Annotated in this window: 23 protein-coding genes and 1 pseudogene; 21 read left to right on the top strand and 3 right to left on the bottom strand. The window is 56.2% G+C overall.

The features are described 5' to 3' along the window. Position 1: 1 nt before the first annotated feature. Genes cmk through WHJ28_RS13970 form a run of 3 tightly spaced genes read left to right on the top strand, consistent with a single transcriptional unit; the run spans position 2 to position 3215 of the window. A complete protein-coding gene (gene cmk, locus WHJ28_RS13980) occupies positions 2-682 on the top strand; it encodes a (d)CMP kinase (protein ID WP_340042677.1) in 681 nt (226 codons plus the stop codon). Continuing rightward, positions 679-1275 (top strand): lysophospholipid acyltransferase family protein, encoded by a 597-nt coding sequence (locus WHJ28_RS13975; protein WP_340042676.1) that lies wholly within the window; start codon positions 679-681, stop codon positions 1273-1275. The genes cmk and WHJ28_RS13975 overlap by 4 nt, the downstream gene beginning before the upstream one ends. Then, on the top strand, positions 1272-3215 hold the full coding sequence (locus WHJ28_RS13970; RefSeq protein WP_340042675.1) for a bifunctional 4-hydroxy-3-methylbut-2-enyl diphosphate reductase/30S ribosomal protein S1: 1944 nt from the start codon (positions 1272-1274) through the stop codon (positions 3213-3215). Before WHJ28_RS13975 ends, WHJ28_RS13970 begins: the two co-directional genes overlap by 4 nt. Positions 3216-3316: 101 nt before the next feature. Here WHJ28_RS13970 and WHJ28_RS13965 read toward each other — a convergent pair whose 3' ends face one another. Both WHJ28_RS13965 and WHJ28_RS13960 read right to left on the bottom strand, forming a co-directional pair. Then, complete coding sequence (locus WHJ28_RS13965; protein ID WP_340042674.1) at positions 3317-4948, bottom strand: recombinase family protein; 1632 nt, start codon at positions 4946-4948, stop codon at positions 3317-3319. A 76-nt stretch (positions 4949-5024) separates the two neighbouring features. Continuing rightward, a complete protein-coding gene (locus tag WHJ28_RS13960; protein WP_340042673.1) occupies positions 5025-5207 on the bottom strand; it encodes a hypothetical protein in 183 nt (60 codons plus the stop codon). A 289-nt stretch (positions 5208-5496) separates the two neighbouring features. On the opposite strand from WHJ28_RS13960, the gene WHJ28_RS13955 reads away from it, so the two are divergent. The 7 genes from WHJ28_RS13955 (at position 5497) to WHJ28_RS13925 (ending at position 11366) form a co-directional block, all read left to right on the top strand. Continuing rightward, positions 5497-5865, top strand: a complete 369-nt coding sequence (locus WHJ28_RS13955) for a helix-turn-helix domain-containing protein (protein WP_340042672.1) — start codon at positions 5497-5499, stop codon at positions 5863-5865. A gap of 16 nt (positions 5866-5881) precedes the next feature. Further along, complete coding sequence (locus tag WHJ28_RS13950; RefSeq protein ID WP_340042671.1) at positions 5882-6484, top strand: ImmA/IrrE family metallo-endopeptidase; 603 nt, start codon at positions 5882-5884, stop codon at positions 6482-6484. A gap of 63 nt (positions 6485-6547) precedes the next feature. After that, entirely contained in the window at positions 6548-6742 is a 195-nt protein-coding gene (locus WHJ28_RS13945; RefSeq protein WP_340042670.1) for a hypothetical protein, read from the top strand. A 235-nt stretch (positions 6743-6977) separates the two neighbouring features. After that, positions 6978-7472 carry an RNA polymerase subunit sigma-70 gene (locus WHJ28_RS13940; protein WP_340042669.1) on the top strand — a complete coding sequence of 165 codons (495 nt, stop codon included), beginning with the start codon at positions 6978-6980 and terminating at the stop codon, positions 7470-7472. A 411-nt stretch (positions 7473-7883) separates the two neighbouring features. Next, positions 7884-9833 (top strand): ATP-dependent DNA helicase, encoded by a 1950-nt coding sequence (locus WHJ28_RS13935; protein ID WP_340042668.1) that lies wholly within the window; start codon positions 7884-7886, stop codon positions 9831-9833. 111 nt (positions 9834-9944) lie between these two features. After that, a complete protein-coding gene (locus WHJ28_RS13930; protein ID WP_340042667.1) occupies positions 9945-10325 on the top strand; it encodes a translation initiation factor 2 in 381 nt (126 codons plus the stop codon). A 129-nt stretch (positions 10326-10454) separates the two neighbouring features. Further along, positions 10455-11366, top strand: a complete 912-nt coding sequence (locus WHJ28_RS13925) for a DUF3991 domain-containing protein (protein ID WP_340042666.1) — start codon at positions 10455-10457, stop codon at positions 11364-11366. Between the two features lie 95 nt (positions 11367-11461). Here WHJ28_RS13925 and WHJ28_RS13920 read toward each other — a convergent pair whose 3' ends face one another. After that, positions 11462-12640: an IS110 family RNA-guided transposase gene (locus WHJ28_RS13920; RefSeq protein WP_340042665.1), complete on the bottom strand. Its 1179-nt coding sequence runs from the start codon at positions 12638-12640 to the stop codon at positions 11462-11464. A 313-nt stretch (positions 12641-12953) separates the two neighbouring features. On the opposite strand from WHJ28_RS13920, the gene WHJ28_RS13915 reads away from it, so the two are divergent. From WHJ28_RS13915 to WHJ28_RS13865, 11 genes and pseudogenes are all read left to right on the top strand, one after another. Continuing rightward, the gene (locus WHJ28_RS13915) at positions 12954-16229 is read left to right on the top strand and encodes an S-layer homology domain-containing protein (RefSeq protein WP_340042664.1); all 3276 of its coding nucleotides are present in this window, start codon (positions 12954-12956) and stop codon (positions 16227-16229) included. An 84-nt stretch (positions 16230-16313) separates the two neighbouring features. Beyond that, entirely contained in the window at positions 16314-16688 is a 375-nt protein-coding gene (locus WHJ28_RS13910) for a single-stranded DNA-binding protein (protein ID WP_340042663.1), read from the top strand. Then, a pseudogene (locus WHJ28_RS13905) lies at positions 16688-17278 on the top strand (ParB N-terminal domain-containing protein); the annotation flags it as partial. The gene WHJ28_RS13910 and the pseudogene WHJ28_RS13905, both read left to right, overlap by 1 nt. A 71-nt stretch (positions 17279-17349) precedes the next feature. Further along, entirely contained in the window at positions 17350-17646 is a 297-nt protein-coding gene (locus WHJ28_RS13900; RefSeq protein WP_340042661.1) for a hypothetical protein, read from the top strand. 14 nt (positions 17647-17660) lie between these two features. Continuing rightward, positions 17661-18809: a DNA (cytosine-5-)-methyltransferase gene (gene dcm / locus WHJ28_RS13895; protein ID WP_425461152.1), complete on the top strand. Its 1149-nt coding sequence runs from the start codon at positions 17661-17663 to the stop codon at positions 18807-18809. Continuing rightward, positions 18806-19768 (top strand): amidoligase family protein, encoded by a 963-nt coding sequence (locus WHJ28_RS13890; protein ID WP_340042660.1) that lies wholly within the window; start codon positions 18806-18808, stop codon positions 19766-19768. The genes dcm and WHJ28_RS13890 overlap by 4 nt, the downstream gene beginning before the upstream one ends. A gap of 5 nt (positions 19769-19773) precedes the next feature. Continuing rightward, on the top strand, positions 19774-20025 hold the full coding sequence (locus tag WHJ28_RS13885; RefSeq protein WP_340042659.1) for a hypothetical protein: 252 nt from the start codon (positions 19774-19776) through the stop codon (positions 20023-20025). After that, on the top strand, positions 20018-20569 hold the full coding sequence (locus WHJ28_RS13880; protein ID WP_340042658.1) for a gamma-glutamylcyclotransferase family protein: 552 nt from the start codon (positions 20018-20020) through the stop codon (positions 20567-20569). Before WHJ28_RS13885 ends, WHJ28_RS13880 begins: the two co-directional genes overlap by 8 nt. A 28-nt stretch (positions 20570-20597) precedes the next feature. Continuing rightward, on the top strand, positions 20598-20939 hold the full coding sequence (locus tag WHJ28_RS13875) for a DUF3846 domain-containing protein (protein WP_425461151.1): 342 nt from the start codon (positions 20598-20600) through the stop codon (positions 20937-20939). Further along, positions 20929-22143: a methionine adenosyltransferase gene (gene metK, locus WHJ28_RS13870; protein WP_340042656.1), complete on the top strand. Its 1215-nt coding sequence runs from the start codon at positions 20929-20931 to the stop codon at positions 22141-22143. Before WHJ28_RS13875 ends, metK begins: the two co-directional genes overlap by 11 nt. Continuing rightward, a partial coding sequence (locus WHJ28_RS13865) for a hypothetical protein (protein WP_340042655.1) occupies positions 22140-22755 on the top strand: 616 nt, incomplete at its 3' end. The genes metK and WHJ28_RS13865, both read left to right, overlap by 4 nt.

Genomic DNA, 22755 nt, shown 5'->3' with positions numbered 1-22755 from the left:
TATGACCAAGCACAGGAGCATTGCCATCGACGGACCCTCCGGGGCGGGGAAATCCACCCTGGCCCGGGCGTTGGCAAAGGCGCTGGGTTATCTGTATGTAGACACCGGGGCCATCTATCGCACGGTGGGCCTGCGGGCCTTCCGTACCGGCACGGACCCGGAGAACGGGGATGCGGTGACCGCCCTGCTGCCCGGACTGGACATCGGACTGGGCTACGGGGAGGACGGGGAACAACGGATGTACCTCAATGGAGAGGACGTATCCCAGGCCATCCGGCAGCATGAGATCTCCCGGTACGCCTCCTGCGTGTCCGCCATCCCGGATGTGCGTGCCTTTCTGTTGGACCGCCAGCGGAAGCTGGCCCAGGAGCATGACGTGGTGATGGACGGCCGGGACATCGGCACCGTGGTGCTGCCTCAGGCCGACGTGAAGATATTTCTCACCGCCACCCCTGAGGCACGGGCCCGCCGCCGCTGGCTGGAGCTGGAGGCGCGGGGCCAGAGCGCCGATTACGAGGCGGTGCTGCGGGACGTGAAAGAGCGGGATGAGAAGGACAGCACCCGCTCTGCCGCGCCTCTGCGTCAGGCGGACGACGCGGTGCTGGCGGATACCACCCAGCTGGATCTGGAGCAGAGTCTGGCGCTGCTGATCGAAATCGTAAAGGAGCAGTTGCAGGCATGAATATCATCTATTTCCTGGCCTATCTCGTTCTCTGGCCGGTTTTCCGGATCCTGAAACCCACCCGCTGCATCAACAAGAAGAACGTTCCGGAGGGGGGCGCCCTGCTGTGTGCCAACCACACCCGGATGAGCGACCCTCTCTTTGTGGCCTACGCCCTGGGTCTGAAACACCAGATCCACGTTATGGCCAAGGAGGAGGTCATGCACTGGCCCATCATTGGCTGGATCCTGAAGCACGGCGGCATTTTCGGCGTCAAGCGGGGCCAGGCTGACATCGGGGCCATCAAAACCGCCATGAAGTATCTGAAAAACGGGGAACTGCTGCTGATGTTCCCTGAGGGTACCCGTCATCAGGATGGAGATATGGGAGACGCCAAAACGGGCGCCGCCATGCTGGCAGTGCGCACCGGCGTGCCCATTGTACCGATCTATATGCCGGCGGAAAAGCGCTGGTTCCGCTGGAACCAGGTGGTCATTGGGGAGCCTTATTACCCTGAGACGGCCTCCAAGCGGCCCACCCCCGATGAGTACAAGGCTATCGCCGAGGACCTGATGAGACGGATCGAGGCTTTGCAGCCTCAGGCGGGACGATGAGCGTGGAGCTGGCCCGGTCCGCCGGATTCTGCTATGGTGTCCGGCGGGCGGTGGAACTGGCGGAACAGGCCGCTGAGAGCGGCAGGCCCTGCGCCATGCTGGGCCCCATCATCCATAACGGCAGCGTCATTGATTATCTGAAGGAGCGGGGGGTGGCGCTGGTCCAGTCTCCTGACCAGGTGCCCCCCGGCACCGCCGTCATCATCCGTTCCCACGGGGAGGGTCGGGCGGTCCACCAGGCCCTGGAGGCGCGGGGCTGTCCTGTGATCGACGCCACCTGTCCCAACGTCTCCCGCATCCACCGGATTGTGGAGGAGGCGGAAGGGGAGGGCCGTCAGGTGCTCATCATCGGGATGCCCGACCATCCGGAGGTGGTTGCCATCGCCGGCTGGTGTGCCCATCCTGTTGTATTGGAAGGGGCGCAGGCCCTGGCCCAGTGGCTGGAGGAGGACCCTAAACGGCGTGAAATGCCCCTTACCATGGTGTCCCAAACCACCTCCACGCACTTTATCTGGGCAGAGTGCGTAAAAAAAGCAAAAAAAGAGTGTACAAATTTAAAAATTTTTGATACAATATGTAATGCTACGTATAAACGGCAGTCTGAGGCTCAGGCGCTGGCCGCCAAAAGCGATGCTATGGTCGTCATCGGTGGGCGGGAAAGCTCCAACACCAAACGGCTGGCCGAGTTATGCAAAGCGCTCTGTCCCATGGTCGTTTGGATCGAACGGGCGGCGGAGCTGGAACCTTCCACCCTGTACCGGAAGGCTTCTATTGGAATCACTGCGGGCGCGTCCACGCCTGAGTGGATTATAAAGGAGGTCTATGACAAAATGAGCGACGAACACATTGAGATCGAGGAATCCTTCGCTGAAATGCTGGAGAAATCGATCAAGACTTTAAATACAGGGGAGAAGGTCACGGGCGTTGTCACTGGCATTACGCCCACTGAGATCTATGTGGATCTTGGCACCAAGCACGCCGGCTACATACCGGTGTCCGAACTGACCGACGATCCTACGGTCAAGGTCGAGGACCTGGTAAAGGTTGGCGATGAGATCGAGACTTACGTCATGCGCGTGAACGACCAGGAGGGTGTCGTCACCCTCTCCAAGAAGCGCCTTGACACCGTGAAGAGCTGGGAAGACGTGGAGCAGGCCAAGGAGGATCACACCACCGTTGAGGGCGTGGTCACCGAGGAGAACAAGGGCGGCGTTGTCGTGTCCATCAAGGGCGTGCGCGTCTTCGTGCCCGCTTCCCAGACCGGTCTGCCCCGTGAGACTCCCATGAGCCAGCTGGTCAAGCAGCACGTGCGCCTGCGCATCACCGAGGTCAACCGCGCCCGCAAGCGCGTGGTGGGCTCCATCCGCGCCGTTGAGGCCGAGGAGCGTGCCGCCAAGGCCGCCGAGGTGTGGGCCAACATCGAGGAGGGCAAGCGCTACACCGGTACCGTGAAGAGCCTGACCTCTTACGGCGCCTTTGTGGACATCGGCGGCGTGGACGGCATGGTCCACATCTCCGAGCTGTCCTGGTCCCGCATCAAGCACCCCTCCGAGGCCGTCTCCGTGGGCGACACCGTTGAGGTGTATGTCATTTCCTTCGACCCCGAGAAGAAGAAGATCTCTCTGGGCATGAAGGACCGCACCCAGAATCCCTGGGAGGTCTTCACCGGCAAGTATCAGCCCGGCGACGTGGCCAACGTCCGCGTGGTCAAGCTGATGACCTTCGGCGCCTTCGCCGAGATCGTGCCCGGTGTGGACGGTCTGATCCACATCTCCCAGATCGCCGATCACCGCATCGACAAGCCCGGCGACGTGCTGAGCGAGGGTCAGATGGTGGACGTGAAGATCATCGACATCGACTACGACCACAAGAAGGTCTCCCTGTCCATCCGCGCTCTGCTGGAGGGCGGCGACGAGGAGGTCGCTCCCGAGGAGGAGTAATTCCGCATTTTAAACCGGGACGCCATTAGCGGAGTCACCACAAGGACATCTTTCATTTTTAGGAAAAGGCAGGTATTGCATTGGCAGTACCTGCCTTTTTCCTATGCGGTTTTTTTCACTTCTCCAACATACCCGATGTCGGTGTAATAAATCTCTACAGTTTGCTCAGCGTGTTTTGACCACTTAACATCTTTTTCGTGAACAACGATTTTCTGAATAAACAAGCGAAGCAACTCCGGCGTGAGTTCCGAGATATCGGTGTATCGCTTTGCCTTAGCAATAAAATTGTCTGTTCCACATACCGTTTCTTTCAATTCTTGAATCACGGCCTCTTTTTGCGGAATGCCGGCCTTTAACTGTTCCTGCTCTAAGGCATAGCTGGCAGAAAGTGTTTGGAACTGATCAGGGGTTATCCGTCCCAGAACAGAGTCCTCATATAACCTCTTGAAGATAGCGTCCAATTCCGAACTACGCTTTTGCATGCCTGCAAGCTCTGTTTCCAGCCGACGAACTTCACGGCGAATCTCAGTAGATTGGCGGTTCCCAATGTACGATGCAAATTCCACCGTGTTTTCTCGTGCCATGGCGGTTACCCGCCGAATGTCCTCCAGCACGATTTCATCCAAAACACATTCACGAATGTAGTGCGCAGAGCATACTTCAGCGCCCTTTTTCTTATAGGTTCGACAGGTGAAATGATTATAGGTGGCACTCATTGTATGCGCTCTGTGTAGTACCATCGTTTTTCCGCAGTCAGCACACACCACCAAACCGGAATATTTGTTCTGTTCGCCAATATTGGTACGACGGCGCTTGTTTTGCCGCACGCGCTGAACAATATCCCAAGTCTCCCTATCAATCAAAGGTTCATGAGTTCCTTCCAGAACTATGCACTCTTCTCTCGGATGCTCTATTTTCCGCTTGTCCTTATAAGATTTGCTGCTGAATCGCATGTTGATGGTATTCCCAATATATAATTCATTTTCCAGTATGTGAGCAACTGTACTCTGCGCCCAGTTATATGGTTCGTCCATAATCAGTCCCATATGACGGTCACCAAAACGCTGATATGCATACATAGCAGGGCAAAGCACCTTTTCCTTTTTCAATACTCGGGAAATTTGTGATGGTCCACTTCCTGCCGCGCACATACTAAAGATATGCCGGACAACCGCTGCAGCTTCCTCATCCACGACAAGCTGATTATTATGTTCCTTGTCTTTCCTGTACCCATAAGGAGCACGAGTCCCCAAACGCTCTCCACGTTCTGCTTTGGCGCGGAACACAGCACGAATCTTTCGACTTGTGTCTCTAACAAACCACTCATTAAACAGGTTTTTGAAAGGCATTAGGTCATTGCTTTCCGTACTATCAGTATCCACATTGTCGTTGATAGCAATGTAGCGAACACCGAATTGGGGAAAGCGCTCTTCAATGTACAGGCCAGTGTGCAGCTGATTACGGCCCAGGCGGCTGAGATCTTTGGTAATGATGATCCCAATCTCGCCATTCTCCATGTCTGTGATCATTCGCTGGAAATCAGGCCGATTGAAGTTGGCACCGGAATACCCATCATCCACATAGAAGCAGGGATTTGGGAAGTGGTGATCAATGGCATACTGCTCCAATATTTTCTTTTGATTCTGAATGCTGTTTGAATCTCCGTCCAGTCCGTCGTCCTGACTCAGGCGGCAATACAGGGCGGTTTTTTTGTTCAGGTTTGACTTACTCATCTGTACCCTCCTTTGACGTCAAACCGTTCAGAGCATGGTGTGATGTTAACTCTGAATGCAGGAAAAGTCCACACCATTACGCACACTGTTTCTCTTTTCTCAGATCCATGTCGATGAGTTTCCTCAGCTTATCCTCCGGTGTACAGATCCCTTCTGCCGGAAATACGGATACAACGTGGATCAACCTGCCATGACTGAACTGATAGCGTTCCGAGCGAACCACACGATTCTCAAATCGTTCAGAATTGTTTTCGGGCATATTGCTCCTCCTTTATAGTTTTTGGAGAGAACGTGGATGTAAACAGAATCGGGTTTGGTAATATTGTCAAACCCGATTAAAGCCCAAGATATAATAATACAACCATCATAAGGTTCCCTCACACCCCTCCCGGAAAAATAGCTGGGTGAATACCCTCGCAGCAAAAAAACTTTGAGGTGTCCTCATTTGGGAACACCTTGTTTCAGAGCCATTGCCAAAAGCGGCATCTCCATGTATACTGTAAGCAAACCGTTCACCAAAAAGAGAACAGAATTGGAGGCGCGCCACTATGGAGCAGACATTCGGCAGTTTCGTGCGGGAGCATCGTATGTCCCGCGGCCTGTCTCTGCGCAATCTGGCGGCAAAGCTGGAGATTTCCCCGGTCTATATGAGCAACATCGAAACGGACCGGAAACCGGCTCCCACGCAGGAAAAGCTGGACAAGCTGGTTGAGATCCTTGGCCTGGGACAGTATGAAGCGGAACAGCTTCTGGATCTGGCAGCTAAGTCCAAAAACCGCCAGGTATCCGCAGATCTTCCGGAATACATCATGGAAAGAGACATCGTCCGAGTAGCCTTGCGCACAGCAAAAGAAGTAGACGCCACTGACGCAGAGTGGCAGGAATTCATAGACCGCATCACCCGCCGCGGGAAATAAATTCGGAGGCCAGCCAATGCCGAAAACCTACTACAGCGAACAGACTATGGAGAATATCGCCCGCCGTGTACAGAATGCGTTCGATGACCGGCTGTATACAGGTAAGCCCTGCGCGATCCCCATAGAAAACATCATCGAATGGCATGGGCTGATCATGGAGTTTCAGTACATTCGGAAAAATGGCCGTATCCTCGGCCAGACCATTTTTGACACCGGCCTGGAGGCCGTCTACGATATGGAACGGATGGAGTATACCCTTTTCCCAGTGAAAGCCGGCACCATCCTCATCGACGCGTCACTGTGTGAGGAAGAAGCCAGCACCGGCCGCCTGCGTTTTACCGAAGCCCATGAGCTTGCCCACTGGATCTTACATAAGGGACTGTATACCGGCACCGGCGAGAGTGCCGCACTTCGGCCTGCCATTCGGGAAACTGACATGGAGATCCAGGCCAACATGCTGGGCTCCGCTCTCCTGATGCCCATTGCCATGGTCAAGCGCTGCTTCTACCAGCTCCGCAGCGGTCGGGATGACCAGGCCCTTGTCCGGGATATGGCCGAGGTTTTCCAGGTCTCCCGTCAGGCTATGCGTATCCGTCTCCAGAACCATCACCTCATCTAAAAAATTTTGCCATAGTGTTCACTAAAAAGAGAACACCCTGCCACGGAAAGGAGCGCTATGAGAATGAAACGAAAGACACACGCGATCCATTGTCCCGTATGCGGAAAAGGACGGGTGATCGACGCCGCGGACGGCACAGATACATCCCGCCTCCAGCTCTACGGACCGGACCAGGCCGAGAAAGCGGAGCTTTTCTCCAAATGCCCCAAATGCGGAATGCAGATCGGCATCGCATTCCAGACAAGTGAATCCAGATAAATTGACAGATCACCTCGTCAAGCGCACCAACCGCCCGCCGTAGCTGCGGGAGCATCGCGTTCGGAGCCTTACAGGTAGCTTTTTAGCTGCACTGTAGGGCTCTTTTTTTGTGCCTTTCTGCGGCTAAAGGGCGGAAAGGCAAAGAATGCGCGATACCTGGCAGCCCTACATAGCGAAATACCCGTGATCCCGACCTCAGATTCCCCCACAAAAATCTGAGATTGGAGATCACAGCATGGAAAAATGGCAGGAAAGCCGCAATTACAGACGGATCAAAAACGAAAACGGCGAGGTCATCGCCAATATCATCACCGTGGACGGTGTGGACGTGGAGGTCACAGAGGAAGTGTATCTGGACTACTCCCAAATGGACAGACGGGAGCGTTATCTGATGGAGGACGCTCCCACCGGAAAACTTCTCTCCCTGGATCAGATGAAGGAGGACGGCGTTCAACTCGACTATGTGGGTGCGGACGCCACCCCCAGCGCCGAGGACAGCTTTCTGAAAACCGAGGATGCCGAGGAAACAGAAAAGATGGCAGACATGCTGCTGGGCGCGCTCATTTCTCTGAAAGACGAGGACCGGCAGCTCATCACCGCCCTGTTCTATGACCATGTGTCCACCAGAGCGTATGCCGGGCGCATCGGCGTCACCCAGCATGCCGTGATCAAGCGCCGGGATCGCATTCTGCGGGACATGAAAAAGTTTTTTGAAAAATTTTCGGATTAAGGGTATTCACCCCACCACTTTTTCGGGAGGACAGCGAAGGGGAAAATCACCCCTCCGCTGTTCCTTGAGAATTTCATACCAGCAATACGGATCACACCGAACCGTTCCTCACCCCACAGTGCGCGCCACGACCCGACGGCAGAGTTTTTGTCGGCGGAGAGCGATTCAGCCTGTGTCTGGCTTTGGCAGGCCGAATGTGCGTGAGGGCTGTTCCCATAATGACACACCATGCTTTGGCCTGCGCGTAAGACAGGCGGTGCTGCTTCGGGATTGAAAGCAGTAGAGATCCCGAAAACATGCCCGTGAGGTTTCTGCCGGAAACCTGTCCGTATTGTTCCCGACTCATCGGGGGGCGAGCTGCAAATGCGATGAGAAACTGACGAAAAAGAAATATACGAGGATTTGATCAATATGAACGTCTTATTTACCAAACAGCAAGCCCATGATGAGATCGAGTGTATTTTCCGGGAATTGCTTCCTCAAAACGGCATGGCACAGCGTCCGGAGCAGATCCGGCTGTGCCACAGTATGCTGGACGCCATGCTGGACGGCAGCATTGCCCTGTGCGACGCAGGAACCGGCATCGGTAAGACCTTTTCCTACCTGGTCGCCGGTATTATGCTGGAGAAGTACCGGGCTGCGGAGGGAGATACCCACCGCCCTGTCCTGATATCCACCTCCAGCATCGCATTGCAGAATGCGATCCAGAACGAGTACCTGCCGTTTCTGTCTTCCGTGCTGCTGACCCATGGACTAATCGACCGCCCAATTCAGGCGGTCATCCGCAAAGGAAAATCCCACTATGCCTGCGACATGCGGCTGGACCGACGTATCCGTCAAGTGACGCTGAGCAACAAGAATCCCAAAGCGAGGCATGCCCTTCTCTCCGCCAAGCAGGTCCTGGATCTGGACAAGCTGTCCGGGATGAGCGGTTATGACCGGGAGCGTGTTTGCGTTCCCCAGCACTGTGCCTGCGGGAAGGAGGACTGCCGGTACCGCCGCTTTCTGGAGGAATGCCGGAACGGGCAGTACACGATCCAGATCTGCAACCACAACCTGCTGCTGGCGGATATGATCCATCGCAGCCAGCAGAAGCGGCCTATCCTGCGAGACAGCGCCGTGTACATCATCGATGAAGCCCACAAGCTGCCGGAAACAGCCCGGCAGATGTTCGGCGTGACGCTGGCGGCAGACGATCTCACCGACCTGGTCCGCCGGCTTCGGACCGAGCGCTTCGTTCTGGCCGCGGAACTCCTGACAGACTCCGTCCAGCCCCTGCTGGACAAATTGTCCACCCCCGTGGAAGAAGGAGAAGATTTTGAAGCGTACCGGACACTGCTGGAATCCCCCCACCATATCCTGACGGTGATCCACCAGCAGCTGAACCGGCTCCTGACATGGGAAACATGGCGCTACCTGATGACGGTCTCCGCCGCCGTTTCTCTCTTTTGTGCGGGAAACCAGGACATGATCTTCTATGCCACAGACCGGGAAAAGGGCGGTTCCATGCTGTGCGGAACGGTTTCCGACCTGACCACGCAGCTCCGGCAAACGCTGTGGTGTGTGGAGCAGCCCATGATCCTGACCTCCGGGACACTGTCTGTCGGGCAGGATTTCGGGCGTTTTCGTTCCGCCACCGGGCTGTCTGCAAACCACCGCGTGGTGGAATCGGTGTCCCCGTCCCCCTTTGATTACCGGGAAAACTGTCTTTTGTACCTGCCGCCCGCTCCGCCGAAGTTTGGTGAGAACAACGTGGTGGACTACTACGACGAACTGACGGTGCAGATCAGCGACCTTGTAAAAGCCTCCCACGGACATACACTGGTGCTGTTCACCTCATATATCGCCATGTCCGCTGTGAAGGAGCGCCTGCGGGAAATGGAGCTGCCGCATCCCGTGTTCACCATGGGCCGCAACCCGTCCCAAATCCTGACGGAATTCCGTGCCGCTCCCGGCAGCATTCTCTTGGCCACGGGCGCGGCGTGGGAGGGAATGGACTTCCCCGGCGACTGCGTGTCCATGCTTATCATCCCCAGGCTGCCGTTTGCATACCCGGACGCTGTAAAAGAAAAAGAGCGGGAAAACTATCCCACCCTCCGTGCCTTCATCCAGGCAGTGGTCGTTCCGGAGATGCAGATCAAGCTGAAGCAGGGCTTTGGCAGGGCCATCCGCACAGAGAGTGACACCTGTGTCGTGGCGGTGCTGGACTCCCGTTCCGCCCGTGGCCATCGGTATTTTGAAGCCATGCGGGAGGCGCTGCCGGACATGCCGGTGACTTCCAGCCTGCGGGAAACCGCCAGATTCTATCGTGCCAAAAAGGATACCGCCTACTTCGGCGGCACTTCACATGAAAACCTCTAAAACTATTGCATTTGCTTGCTTTGTCCATGATTCCTTGGTGGTATTGGTAATAGCTTTGACCCGGCTTTCCGGCTATACTTGCGTTGCAAGCCGGAAAAGGAGGAAACACAGATGGAACGGACAAAAAGCCTGACAGCGCCTATCCCGGAATCCCTGCATGCCAGGGTGACGGCAGAACGTATTGCGGCAAACCAATCGCTGGGCGAATACATGACAGAGCTGCTCACAGCGTATTACAACAACGGAGGGAACAAAACCATGGCACAGACGAGAACACTGGCATTCCAAATTGACAAGGAACTTTTCCAGCGCATCAAAGCGCACCTGGCCCGCGAGAGCGCCCGCACCGGCAAAAAGCTGACCCAGCGGGACTTCGTCCTAGGGCTCATCGAAGAAGCTCTGCAGCAGTCAGAACTGCAGGCAGAGGAAGCTGCAGAAACGGCAGAGGACACTTCCACCGAGGCTGACTCTGCAGAATCCGAACCCGCATAACAAATCCATATCACACCTGTTGCCCGCGGCATCCTTGAGCGGATGCCGCGGGCAAGTCTTTCCCTTTGAGAATCGAGGTGAGTAATCATCCGAGCAGAACCCGCCGGAAACCGTTTCTCCGAACAGGAAATGGAGATCGCCCGCGGCACAGACCTGCCGGACCTGCTGTCAGCCCTTGGCTACCAGGTGATACGGATCGGGCGCTATCACACTACCAAAGAGATGGACAGCCTGCGCATTAAAAACCGCCGCACCTGGTACCGCTATTCCGAGAAGGTCGGCGGGGACGCCATTACTTTCCTTCAGCATTTCTGTGGAAAGAGTTTCCCGGAGGCGGTTGAGTATCTGCTGGGCTTCCATGGCCGCATACGGGACGCTCCCGCAACGCAGCCGGAGCACCGGCTCTCCACCGTCAGCGAAGAACTGCCCAAGCCCTTCAAACTGCCAGAGGCCCATGGGGATCAACGCCGCGTCTTTGCCTACCTGCGTAAGCGCGGCATTGCATCCCAGGTCATTCGGTCATTCATCGCCAGTGGTCTGCTGTATGAGGATGCTCAGCACCACAACTGCGTGTTCGTGGGCTATGACGAAACCGGCAAAGCCGTCTTCGCCAACCAGCGCGGGACCTATGACCAGGGCGGCAGCTTCAAGGGTGACGTCCCCGGCAGCGACAAGTCCATCGGGTTCCGCCTGCCATACTCTTCCGACAGCGATACGGTGTTCGTATTTGAAGCCCCCATTGACCTGATGAGCTACTGCACACTGCACCGCAATCTGCGTGGAAACGCGGTGGCGCTTTGCTGTCTCCATGACGGTGCGCTGGCAACATATCTGCGGGATCATCCCCGGCTCCGGCATATCGAACTGTGTCTGGACAATGACCGCTGGGGTCAGGCGGCTGCAAAACAAATGCAGGAAACCTATTCGGCCAAGGGCTTCACCGTATCCCGGCAGCTTCCGCCCCAAAGTAAGGACTGGAATGAATATCTGCAAAAGAGAACACGAAATCCGGAAAGATTAACTATTAAAAGTCAACCCTGAAAATGAGTGGAAGTGCTCACAGGCAGATGGTTCAAAAAAGGGTATAGCAAAGCTGAGGTCTTATCAGACCCCCGCTGTCTATTCAAATAGATGGCTCAAGCCGCTGAGCGATAGGGCTGCCTGGATTTCTCCATGGCGAAGATAAGCCGCACCAACTTCTTGGCTGCGTGGGAGATGGCCACATTGTAGTGCTTGCCCTCTGCCCGTTTCTTTGCGAGATAAGCGGAAAAGGTTGGGTCCCAAAGGCAGACATACTTGGTGGCGTTGAAAAGTGCGTAACGCAGATATCTGGAGCCCCGTTTCTCCATGTGCGGGTAACAGTTATTCAATTGTCCGGACTGGTAAGTAGACGGTGACATACCAGCATAAGCCAGTAGCTTGTCCGGAGAGTCAAAGCGTGACAGATCCCCCGCTTCAGCCAGGATCATGGCGCCCATGCGGTAGCCAATGCCGGGGATGGTCATGATGGGAGACCGGATCTCGTCCATCATGGTCTCAATCTCAGCTTCAATTTCATGGATTTCAGCATCCAGTTCCCGAATAAGCCGGATGGTATGCTGCAATTCCAGAGATTTGGCAGGCATTCTGGAACCAATGGACATTCGTGCAGCATCCCGAATTGACAATGCCATATCTCGCTTGTAACGGCCCTTAGAGGCCTTCTCCAAAAGAGATTTGAGGCTTGTCAGGTGTGCTCGGGCAACCTGTTTGGCTCCCGGAAACTCCTCCAGCAGGGCATAGACAGAGGCCATGTGGAGCGTTGGAACCAGTTTCTCCAACTCAGGAAACAGGATGCAGACCAGTCTGGAAACCGAGCTTTTCAGCTTGGCGCGCTCTTTTACTTTGTCAAAACGATATCTGGTGAGTGACTTTAGTTCTTCGTTGTGGTATGCTGTATTCGTGTAGGGTTTGAGGCCTGCATCGGATAACAGCATAGCCGCAATTGTTCGTGCATCCACACGGTCGGTTTTGGTCTTTCTGAGGCTGAGACTTTTCCGGTAGAGGTTTGTGCGTAAGGGATTCAAGACATAGGTGGCCAGACCATTGTCCAAAAGAAACCCCAGCAGATTGTAGCTGTAATGTCCGGTTGCCTCAAGCCCTACTCTTATTTTGTCCTGAGGTGCGATACAGGCCTGAATCTTCTCCAACAGCGTATGAAAGCCATCCATATTGTTAGAGATGGTGAACACATCCGCCAGGACTTCGCCCTCAGAATTCTGAATAAAGCAGTCGTGCTTGTCCTTTGCCACATCGATACCAACGGAAACGACCATAACCAGTACCTCCAACGGTAAATTTGTGATGCTGTTCCACAGAACACTTTGCTTTTGTAGCCTTGTTCCACATAAACCGTCTGGCGGTATTTAACTGATTAACAAAACTGCAAAGGGCTGTGGTTGGAACCTTTCCAGAACCATCTTGTGGTAGGAGGCGATCACCAATCCACAGCATCCCTTACAGTGTAGCACAGCCCTTGGAGAGGGGCTCTAATAACTACTACTCTATAATACAAGGGGGCGATAGTAAAGAAACGGATTTATATTCTGCGTGAAACAAAATCAGAATCTATAAGGAGGATCAACCGAATTGAAAGAAAAAACGAATCATCTGCGCTGCAGCCATAAGCGTCTGCTGGCCGCACTGCTCACGGTGGTCATGCTGTTTTCCTTAATGCCCACAGCCTTTGCCGCCCAGGAGAACGGATACCATGATCCCGCAGAGCATTGGCTGACTGCCAACAACCGCACCAACGAACTGGATGCCAATGCCGTCGTGACCCGTGAGACTTTCAACTGCGGCGAGTGCGGCAAGCCCACATCCTTTGAGGTGTTCCGCACTCCCGAATACACCCGCAACGGCCAGACAGCCATGACCCGAAATGTCAAGTATTCCAACGGCATGAGTGCCGATGGTGAAACGCTGGGGACCATTCTGGATGGCACTCCTGGTGTGGATGCCTATTATACCGGCTATCATTGGACGAAAGCAGTCTGTGAAAACTGCGGTTCTCTGAATACCAATATGGGCAAGAGCGACTACGGCTATCTGAAAAATGTCTACTGGCTGTACGACTGTGCCGCCGAGTTCATGGAGGACCTGCCGGAGACTGTGACCTACGAGTACGCCGACAGCAAGTACCACACTGTCATTACCAAGGGCGGCGAATACTGCTGTTTCTGCTACGGCACCAACCATGAGACCTCCTCCCGCCTGGAGCGGCACGATCTGGAAACGGATATTCTGCCCCAGCCTGCCAACGGCCGCTTTGCCGTGGTGGACCACTGCACCCTCTGTGACTACCAGAAGTATGAGTACATCACCGCCAAGAGCGTTGTGGCCGACTATTACGGCGTGGTAGACGGCCAGCCCCATACCCTCACCGTCACCGATCTGTCCGAGGCAGGTGTGCGGACGCAGATCCGCTATGGCAGCAGCGCCGACGCCTGTACCCTGACCTCCGCTCCCAACTATACGGAGGAAGGCCAGTACACCGTCTACTATGAGATCACCTACACCTATGACGGTGTGGATATGACTGAAAACGGCGTGGCCTATGTCTGGCTCCGTGACACCCAGCCCAGTGAGGATGGCTCCTGCGGCTGTGGCTGCGGCGACCCTGACTGCGGCTGTCAGGATAAGGACTGCGACGGAAACTGCTGCTCTGACAAGGGCTGCGGCGAGAATCACCACTTCATTTTGCTGGACAGAACCCCTGCCACCTGCCTGTCCCTCGGCTATGACCGCTACCTCTGCACCGAGTGCGGCAAGATCGAGAAGCGGGACTATGTGGACTCCCTGGGCCATACATGGCAGGGCGTTGTTGTTCGGAACGCCACCTGCGAGACCGACGGCAAGCTGCTGGAGATCTGTTCCCGCTGCGGCCAAGTCAAGGTGACGGCCACCCCCAAGAGCGAGCATGACTTTGCGACCTACACCGTAGCCGCCACATGCACCAGCCCCGGCTACACCGTCCGGGAGTGCAAAAACTGCGGTGAGCGCCACATTGAGGACATTACCCCCGCTCCGCCTCATAATTACGAAGCGCATACCATCCCCGCCGCCTGTGAGACCGGCGGGCGCACCATCCATCTGTGCGAGGGCTGCGGCAGCTCCTTCGTTACCGACTACACCGAGCCTCTGGGCCATAGCTGGGATGAGGGGACACTTATTACCAACGCCACCTGCACCGGCGAGGGCGTGATGGAATACCGCTGTGTCCGCTGCGGCCATCACCGTCTGGAAGGTGACGCCGCCAACGGCCACGTTCCCGGCGACCCTGCCACCTGCACCCAGCCCCAGCTCTGCACCAAGTGCGGTGCCGTCATTGAAAACGCGCTGGGCCACGACTATAAGGGCGAAGTGACTGCGTCCACCTGCACCGAAATGGGCTATACCACCTATACCTGTTCCCGCTGCGGCGACACCTACAAGGGCGACTACACCGATGCCGCCGGTCATAAGCCCGGCGACTGGATCATCGACAAGGAACCCACCACCAGCTCCGAGGGCAGTAAGCATAAGGAATGCGAGACCTGCGGCGAGAAACTGGAAACCGAGTCCATTGAAAAGCTCTACGACCAGGCCACCACGGATTCCAAGGGTGAGGCCGTCGTGGGCGGCTACCTGGTCATCGTCACCGATACCGATACTACGAATCCTGTGGCGGGCGCGACTGTGACGCTGAACAAGGATAAGACCCTGTCCATCCGTCTCCCCAACAGCCGCCTGCTGGATTACGCCGATCAGACTACCGTGACCGTCCTGCTGACAAAGGATAAATCCGCTGTTCCCGGCATGTTCATCGCCGTCACCGACAAAAACGCCAACTACTGTGCGGACACCACCGATAAGGCCGGGCAGATCACCATCCCCGGCACTACCGGCAAAACCAACAGCGACGGCAGCGCCACTGTCGGCTGGGAGGATGCCGACGGCGACCGCTGGACTCTGACCGTCAAGGTGGAGGACTACGAGACCGGGCGTCCCATCAAGGATGCCGACATTACCATCGGCAAGACCGGGAATATCACGGTCAAGCTGCCTGACGGCACCGACATGGATGAGAACAACCGCATCACCGTGACCGTCACGGACAACAGGAAAAAGCCCCAGGAGGATGTGACGGTGATCGTCAAGGGCGACCTGAATCAGACCGCCCAGGGCAAGACGGATGAGGACGGCAAGCTGACGGTTCCCGAAGTTGCCGAGACTGAGCGCCATGGCGTGTATATCTATGGCTACACGGATGGGACCTTCGGTCCCGCCCGTGACATGAGCCGCGCCGAGGCTTCCGCTATCTTTGCCCGCCTGCTGGCGGAAAAGAACGGCGACGCCATTACCACGGCGGCAAAGACCAACTTCAAGGATATTCCCGCCAACGCCTGGTACTCCGGGTATGTGAAGTACCTGACCGGCTACGGCATCGCTGTGGGCTATTCCGACAAGACCTACCGCCCCAATGATCCCATTACCCGCGCAGAGTTCACCGCCATGGCTGTCCGTTTCTTTGACGCCTACGGCGACGGCAACACTGAGATCATGGAGCAGTACCAGGACTTTGAGGATGTCTCCGACGGATACTGGGCTGCTCAGTATATCAAGGATGCAGCCATCCACGGCTGGATCGTGGGCTATGGCGACGGCACCTTCAAGGGCGACGATACCATCAACCGCGCCGAGGTCGTCACCATCGTCAACCGCCTGCTGGGCCGCGAGGCTGATGCGGACTATATTGCGGACAACCTCCGCAAGCTGAACACTTTCTCCGATATGAGCAAGCGACACTGGGCCTATTACGCGGTCATGGAGGCCGCTAACGCCCATACCGCCACTCTGGGCGAAAGCGAGATCTGGAGCAAGTAACCCCAGTTTGCAGCGGGCGGCCCATCACCGGGCCGCCCGCTGTTTCCACCAAACAATAATCATAAAAATAAGGAGAACTGACCTATGCTGAAAATCGTAGCAATCGGAAATCTGACCAACGATGTGGAACTGAAGATGAACGAGTCCACCGGCAAGCCCTACGCCATCCTGCGGATCGCCTCTGACCGCCGCTACAAGGATAAGGACGGCAATAAGCTCACCGACTTCATCTCCATCAAGGTGCGCGGCCCTCTGGCTGAGCGCTGTGCGGAATTTGCCTGGAAGGGCTGCAAGCTGTCCGCCTCCGGTGACTTCGAGACCATCACCTTCGAGGATGAGCCGGAGCGCCAGCCCGGCTTCCTGATCAAGGCTACGGAGGTGGAGTTCCTCTCTCCCCGCAAAGCTGAGGACCCCGCCCAGGCAGAGGCTCTACCCGCAGATGAGGCAAAGGCTGCCTGATGAAAAACACCGGCGTCACCTACAGCAGCACAGAGCGGACTCCCACCGTGCTGCCTGAGATGGCCGAGCTGCTCCCGCCTTTGAGCGAGGAGCAGCTTTCGGCGCTGGAACAGGATATCCTGCGAAACGGCTGCTATTCCCCGGTCATTGTCAATGAGGACCTCGTCATCATCGACGGCCACAACCGTCAGCGCCTGTGTGAGAAGCACCAGATCCCGTATATGATGGCGGTGTTTGCGTTTGAGGACCTGTTGGAAGCCAAGCAATGGGCGCTGGATACCCAGAAAGGCCGCCGCAATCTGGAGAAATGGGAACTGGGCAAGATCGCCCTGAAACTGAAGCCGGAGATCGAAGCCAGAGCACGGGCAAATATGTCCGCTGGCGGCGGAGATCAGAAAAGTGAGGACGCAAAATCGGGTTCGGCAATATTGCCGAACCCGATTTCTGCAGTGAATACCCGCAAAGAACTGGCGGATGCCGTTGGCTTGCGCGAGCGCACCATGGGTAAGGTCATGCAGATTGACGAACATGCCCCGGATGCAGTGAAGGAAGCTCTGGATAAGAAGGAGCTATCCATCAATCAGGGCTATCCTCGATGACGTATCCCTGAACGCCAAAGGCTATGAAAGGCTTGTGGGGCAAATGTCGGGAGATGTGGGCCATGGCAGATAAAAGGAGGCTCAACCTGTCGTTTTCCATGTCCCAGGGCAGCCAGAGGACTGCATGGAAACACCTGTCTGCCATCCCTGCCGGGCAGCGGACGGAGGCCATCTGTAGCATGGTAAACGGGTACATGGATCAGCAGGCGCTGCTGGACGCTGTCCGCGGGATCATCCGGGAAGAACTTCATGGAGTTTCCTTTGTAACAGAAAAACCGCAGCCGGAGCAGGCCGGGGATGTCGACGCCGACGTCCTCGGCTTTCTCCGCGCGTTGCAGGAGGGAGATGAAACCATCTGATACGCTTTTTTGACATGTTTGCCGGGATCGGCGGATTCCGCGCGGGCCTGACCCGTGCGGGCGGCTTTCAATGTGTCGGCCACTGCGAGATCGACAAGTATGCCGACGCCAGCTACCGCGCGATCCACGACATTGGGAAGGAGGAACGATACTATCCAGACGCCAGAGAAATCGACCCCGGCGACCTGCCCGACTTCGACCTGCTGTGCGGGGGATTCCCCTGCCAGGCGTTTTCTCTTGCTGGCAGGCGAAAAGGATTTGAAGATGCCCGAGGCACTCTCTTCTTTGAGATTGCCCGTCTGGCTCAAGCGAAACGACCTTCGTACCTTTTGCTTGAAAACGTTCCGGGACTGTTATCGCATGACGGCGGCAGGACGTTTTCTGCCATCCTCGCCGCGCTTAATGACCTGGGGTATTTCGTCGAATGGACAGTGCTTAACAGCAAACATTTCGGAGTCCCTCAATCACGGCGAAGGGTGTTCATTATCTGCTATCTTGATCCCCGATGCGCCGGAAAAATACTTCCTGTCTTCGGAACAAACGGAAAAGCTCTTGTACAGATCCTCAACGGCCCGCAGGGTTCCCGAGTCTACGACACAGAAGGAGTAGCCTGCACCCAGACTGCAGGCGCAGGCGGCATGGGCGGTAAAACCGGACTATACCTGGTTCAGCCGGCTCATGCTTCCTTTGTGGATCTGTGCGCTGGTGAACCGAGACAGACAAAAGACGCCCGCTGCATCACAGCGCGCTATGGACAGACCACACTTTCCAACCACAGAGCAGAGCGCTCCGGTGTGCTGCTCATCAAAGAAGCCACGAAAAAAGGCTATAAGGAAGCGCTACCCGGCGATACAGTGGATCTGGGCTACGCAGGCAGCAACACCCGGCGCGGCCGCGTAGGGCATGATATCGCCCACACGCTGGAGACAAGCTGCATTCAGGGTATTGTACAGCGCGGTGGCCGCATCCGCCGCCTGATGCCCAGGGAATGTCTGCGGCTGCAGGGCTTTGAAGATGCACAGATCGACAAGATCCTCGCCATCAATTCAGATGCTCAGGTATATAAGCAGGCGGGCAACAGCGTCACCGTCAATGTGATCGAAGCCATTGGCCGCCGCATCAGGGCAGCGGATGAGGAACTGAAAGCGGGTGCTGCGGCATGATCGGTATCAAAGATCAATGTTTCGGTGTGGAAGTGGAGATGACGGGGATTACCCGTGAGCAGGCGGCGCAGGCTTTGGCTGATTACTTTGGCACGGAACCGCGCCAGGGCTACGACTACTATGGGAGCTGGTATGTGCCGGATACAGAGGGCAAGGAATGGCGCTTCATGAGCGATTCCAGTCTCAGACTGGAAAAGAAAACGGATACCGGATATGAACATACCTCCAATAATGATTATTCCGTGGAAATGGTGTCGCCCAAGTTGACCTATGCGGAGCTGCCCAAGTTTCAGGAATGTGTTCGCCGGGTCAGAAAAGCGGGCGCAAAGGTAAACGCATCCTGCGGCCTTCATGTTCATGTGGATGCATCCAACCACAATCGCCAGAGTCTGAAAAACCTCCTTGGGATCATGTATTCCAAGGAGGATATTCTGTTCAAGGCGCTGAATGTGAATCCGAACCGGGTGACGCAATACTGCCAAAAGGTGCGGGAACCCATGCTGCGTATGGCTCGGCAGCTCTCCTCCGATGAAACCAAGGACCTGACGCAGCTGGAGAGCATCTGGTACGAGGGGAATGTCAGCAGCAGAGAACATTATAACTGGACGCGATACTATGCCCTGAATCTGCACTCCGTGTTTTACCGCGGCACCGTGGAGTGGCGCTGTTTCAACTCCACCCTCCATGCAGGACGGGCCGCCGCATACATCAATCTGTGTCTTGCTATGTCCGCCCAGGCCATCGCCCAGCGCAGCACTGTTATGCGTAAGACCCAGAGCGACAACGAACTGTTCACCTTCCGGGTGTGGCTGGTGCGGCTGGGCCTGAACGGCCCTGAGTTCAAAAATACCCGCGATCACCTGCTGGCCAATCTGGACGGTGACCGGGCATGGCGCTATGACAAGGACTGCTACGAGTCCAGCAGAAAAAAGAAGAAAAATCGAGAAGCTGAGAGGTGACGCCATTGAAGATACGCATTGAAGAAACCACCTATGAGGGTACCGCCGCGGAGATCATGGACCGGCTTCGGCTGGGTACCTTTGACCCCACGGAGTTTCCGGACACAGAAAGCTACATCTGGCAGCTCAGAGCCAACTTCATCCGCATGACGGGCCGGGACTGTATTCTGCCGGATAACGGCGTGGAGGCGCAGGCACGGGCCATGTTCGCGGAACTGGCAAAGATCGGCGCGCTGGAGGTTCTGGAAGATGGCTGAGAAAAAGGAACGACTGTATTTTGCCTACGGCAGCAACATCAATCTGGAGCAAATGGCTCAGCGCTGCCCGGATGCCGAAGTAGCAGGCCCGGTGGTGCTGGAAGATTATGAACTGCTGTTTCGCGGAAACCGCGCAGAATGCGGTGTTGCTACTATTGAGCCGCTGCCCGGCAGCCAGGTCCACGGCCTGCTGTGGAAGCTGACGCCGGAGTGCGAACGATCTCTGGACTTTTATGAAGGCTATCCCCGGTTGTATGGAAAAGAAGATGTCACGGTACGGGCGGCCGATGGCCGGGAGCTGTCTGTCATGGCCTACATTATGACCGGCGAGATGTGGAGGGACCCGGCCATCCCGTCGCAGATTTACTACGATGGCATCATGGACGGCTATCGTCAGAACGGCCTGCCGGTAAAGGAACTGGAATCGGCACTGAAAAATGCGCATGACGAGGTGCGGCAGGACAGGCTGTTTGAGCGTATGCAGCAGCAGGACCTGTTCAGCAGAAAGCCGCCTGTCAGAAAGAAGGGCCGGGATGAGCGATAACACCCTCACCATCCTCGTGGTGGAGCCAATGAAGCCGCCCTATGTAAAGCAGATCCCGGATGACCTGCAGGCCATGCAAAAGCTGGTTGGCGGCGATATCGACGCCACATATCCATTTCTGGACCCTGTCGCTGTTGTCTTTAACGGTGAGGGAAAACTAAATGGCCTGCCGCCTAACCGTTTCCTGCGCACGGAGGACGGAAAACCCTGCGATATTGTCTGCGGCACATTTTTCCTCGCCGGTCTTGGCAAAGAAAACTTTGTATCTCTTACCACGGAACAGATCGACCACTATCGGCAGATGTACAGCCGGGAGATGATCTTGGCAATTCCACAAAAAGAGAAAGGAAAAACGGAACATGAAAGATAAATGCATTCTGACCGCGGAGTCTGTCACGGAGGGCCATCCGGACAAACTCTGCGATACCATTGCGGACGCCGTTCTGGATGCCTGTCTGGAACATGACTCGTCCGCCCGTGTGGCCTGTGAGGTCATGGCGACAGCTGGCAAGATCATCGTTGCTGGCGAGATCACGGCGAAGGAACTGCCGGATATTCCGAGCATTGTTCGTGATACGGTGCAGCGGGTCGGCTATACCTGCGATTTTGATGTGGAGGTGCGTGTTCACGAACAGAGCGCGGATATCGCCGGAGCGGTTGATGGCTGTTTGGGAAACGGCCATATGGGGCCGGTTTTGCAACCGAATGGTGTCTCCGCGCACCCGAATGGGAACAGTTCACTGGCTGCCGGGGACCAGGGTATCATGTATGGCTATGCCTGCAGCGAAACGGATTCCTTCCTGCCCATGCCTCTGGTACTGGCGCACCGCATCACAGCGATGCTGACCTGTGCGCGGGTCATGGGCTTCATCGACGGCCTGCAGCCGGACGGAAAGGCGCAGGTGTCCGTGGAATATGCCTTTGGCCTGCCGTGCCGTGTAGCCGCGGTGGTTGTCTCCTGTCAGCATGACGAGCAGAAGGATCTGTCCCGTCTGCGGGATGAAGTCATGGAATATGTGATCACACCCGCCCTGCGGGATTTCCCGGCAGATGAGAATACGGAGATCCTCATCAATCCCTCCGGCCGCTTTGTGCTGGGTGGCTTTGAAGCCGACACCGGCCTGACAGGGCGAAAACTGATGGTGGACACCTACGGCGGTCTCGCGCCCCATGGCGGCGGCGCACTGTCCGGCAAGGACGGAACCAAGGTGGATCGCAGCGGGGCATATATGGCACGGTACATCGCCAAGAACATCGTGGCCGCAGGGCTGGCGGAGAAATGCACCGTCAGTCTTGCTTACGTCATTGGCAAAGCGGAGCCGGTGGCCGTGGATGTGGACACTCACCTCACCGGCGAGTACCCGGACGATGTAATCAGTCAGGCTGTGCGCCGGCACTTCGATCTGACGCCCAGTGGCATCATCCGCACGCTGCGTTTGGATCATCCCATTTTTGCAAAAGCATGTAATTACGGCCATTTCACCAGATCCGGTATGCCTTGGGAGCGGACGAACCAGACGGACGCGCTGGCTCAGATCTGCGTCATGCTGGACATGGGAGCCTCGGCGCGTTGAAGCATGTAGCATCCTGTTCCTTTGGAAAAGACAGCATCGCCACTGTCCTGCTGGCTCTGACCCTCAATGAACCGCTGGACGAAGTGGTGTACTGCGAAGTCATGTTTGACCGGGACACCTCCGGCGAGGTTCCGGAGCATCGGAACTTTATCTACGAAACCGCGATTCCGGCCTTTGAAAAGCTGGGTGTAAAAACAAAAGTGCTGCGCGCGGAGAAAACCTATGTGGACCTGTTTACCGGAAAGATCACCCGCGGGCCGAAGAAGGGCCTGCTCCGTTCCTTTCCCATCTGCGGACGGTGTGCTATCCAGCGGGACTGCAAGCTGAAACCCATCCTGCGGTATCAGAAAAGCCTGCCGCCGGATACGGTCCAGTACATCGGCATCGCAAAAGATGAGCCGGAGCTTCTGGCCAGACTGGGAGGGAACCAGGTGTCCCTCCTGGATAAGTACGACTATACGGAATCTGATGCAAAGCAGCTCTGCCGACAGGCTGAACCGCTACCCGTCAAGAGGACAGTGAAAAAGTATAAAAATTCCCCGGCCAGCAGTTCATTTCTGCTGGCCACTTTTTATGCGGCGAGGCACAACTTATGCTTTTCCAATGGCGTCA

Origin of the sequence: Flavonifractor porci (assembly GCF_037572415.1) — a bacterium.
In the GTDB taxonomy this organism is placed as follows: domain Bacteria; phylum Bacillota; class Clostridia; order Oscillospirales; family Oscillospiraceae; genus Flavonifractor; species Flavonifractor porci.
The sequence above is the reverse complement of the archived record's forward strand: the minus strand, read 5'-3'. Positions and strand labels throughout refer to the sequence as shown.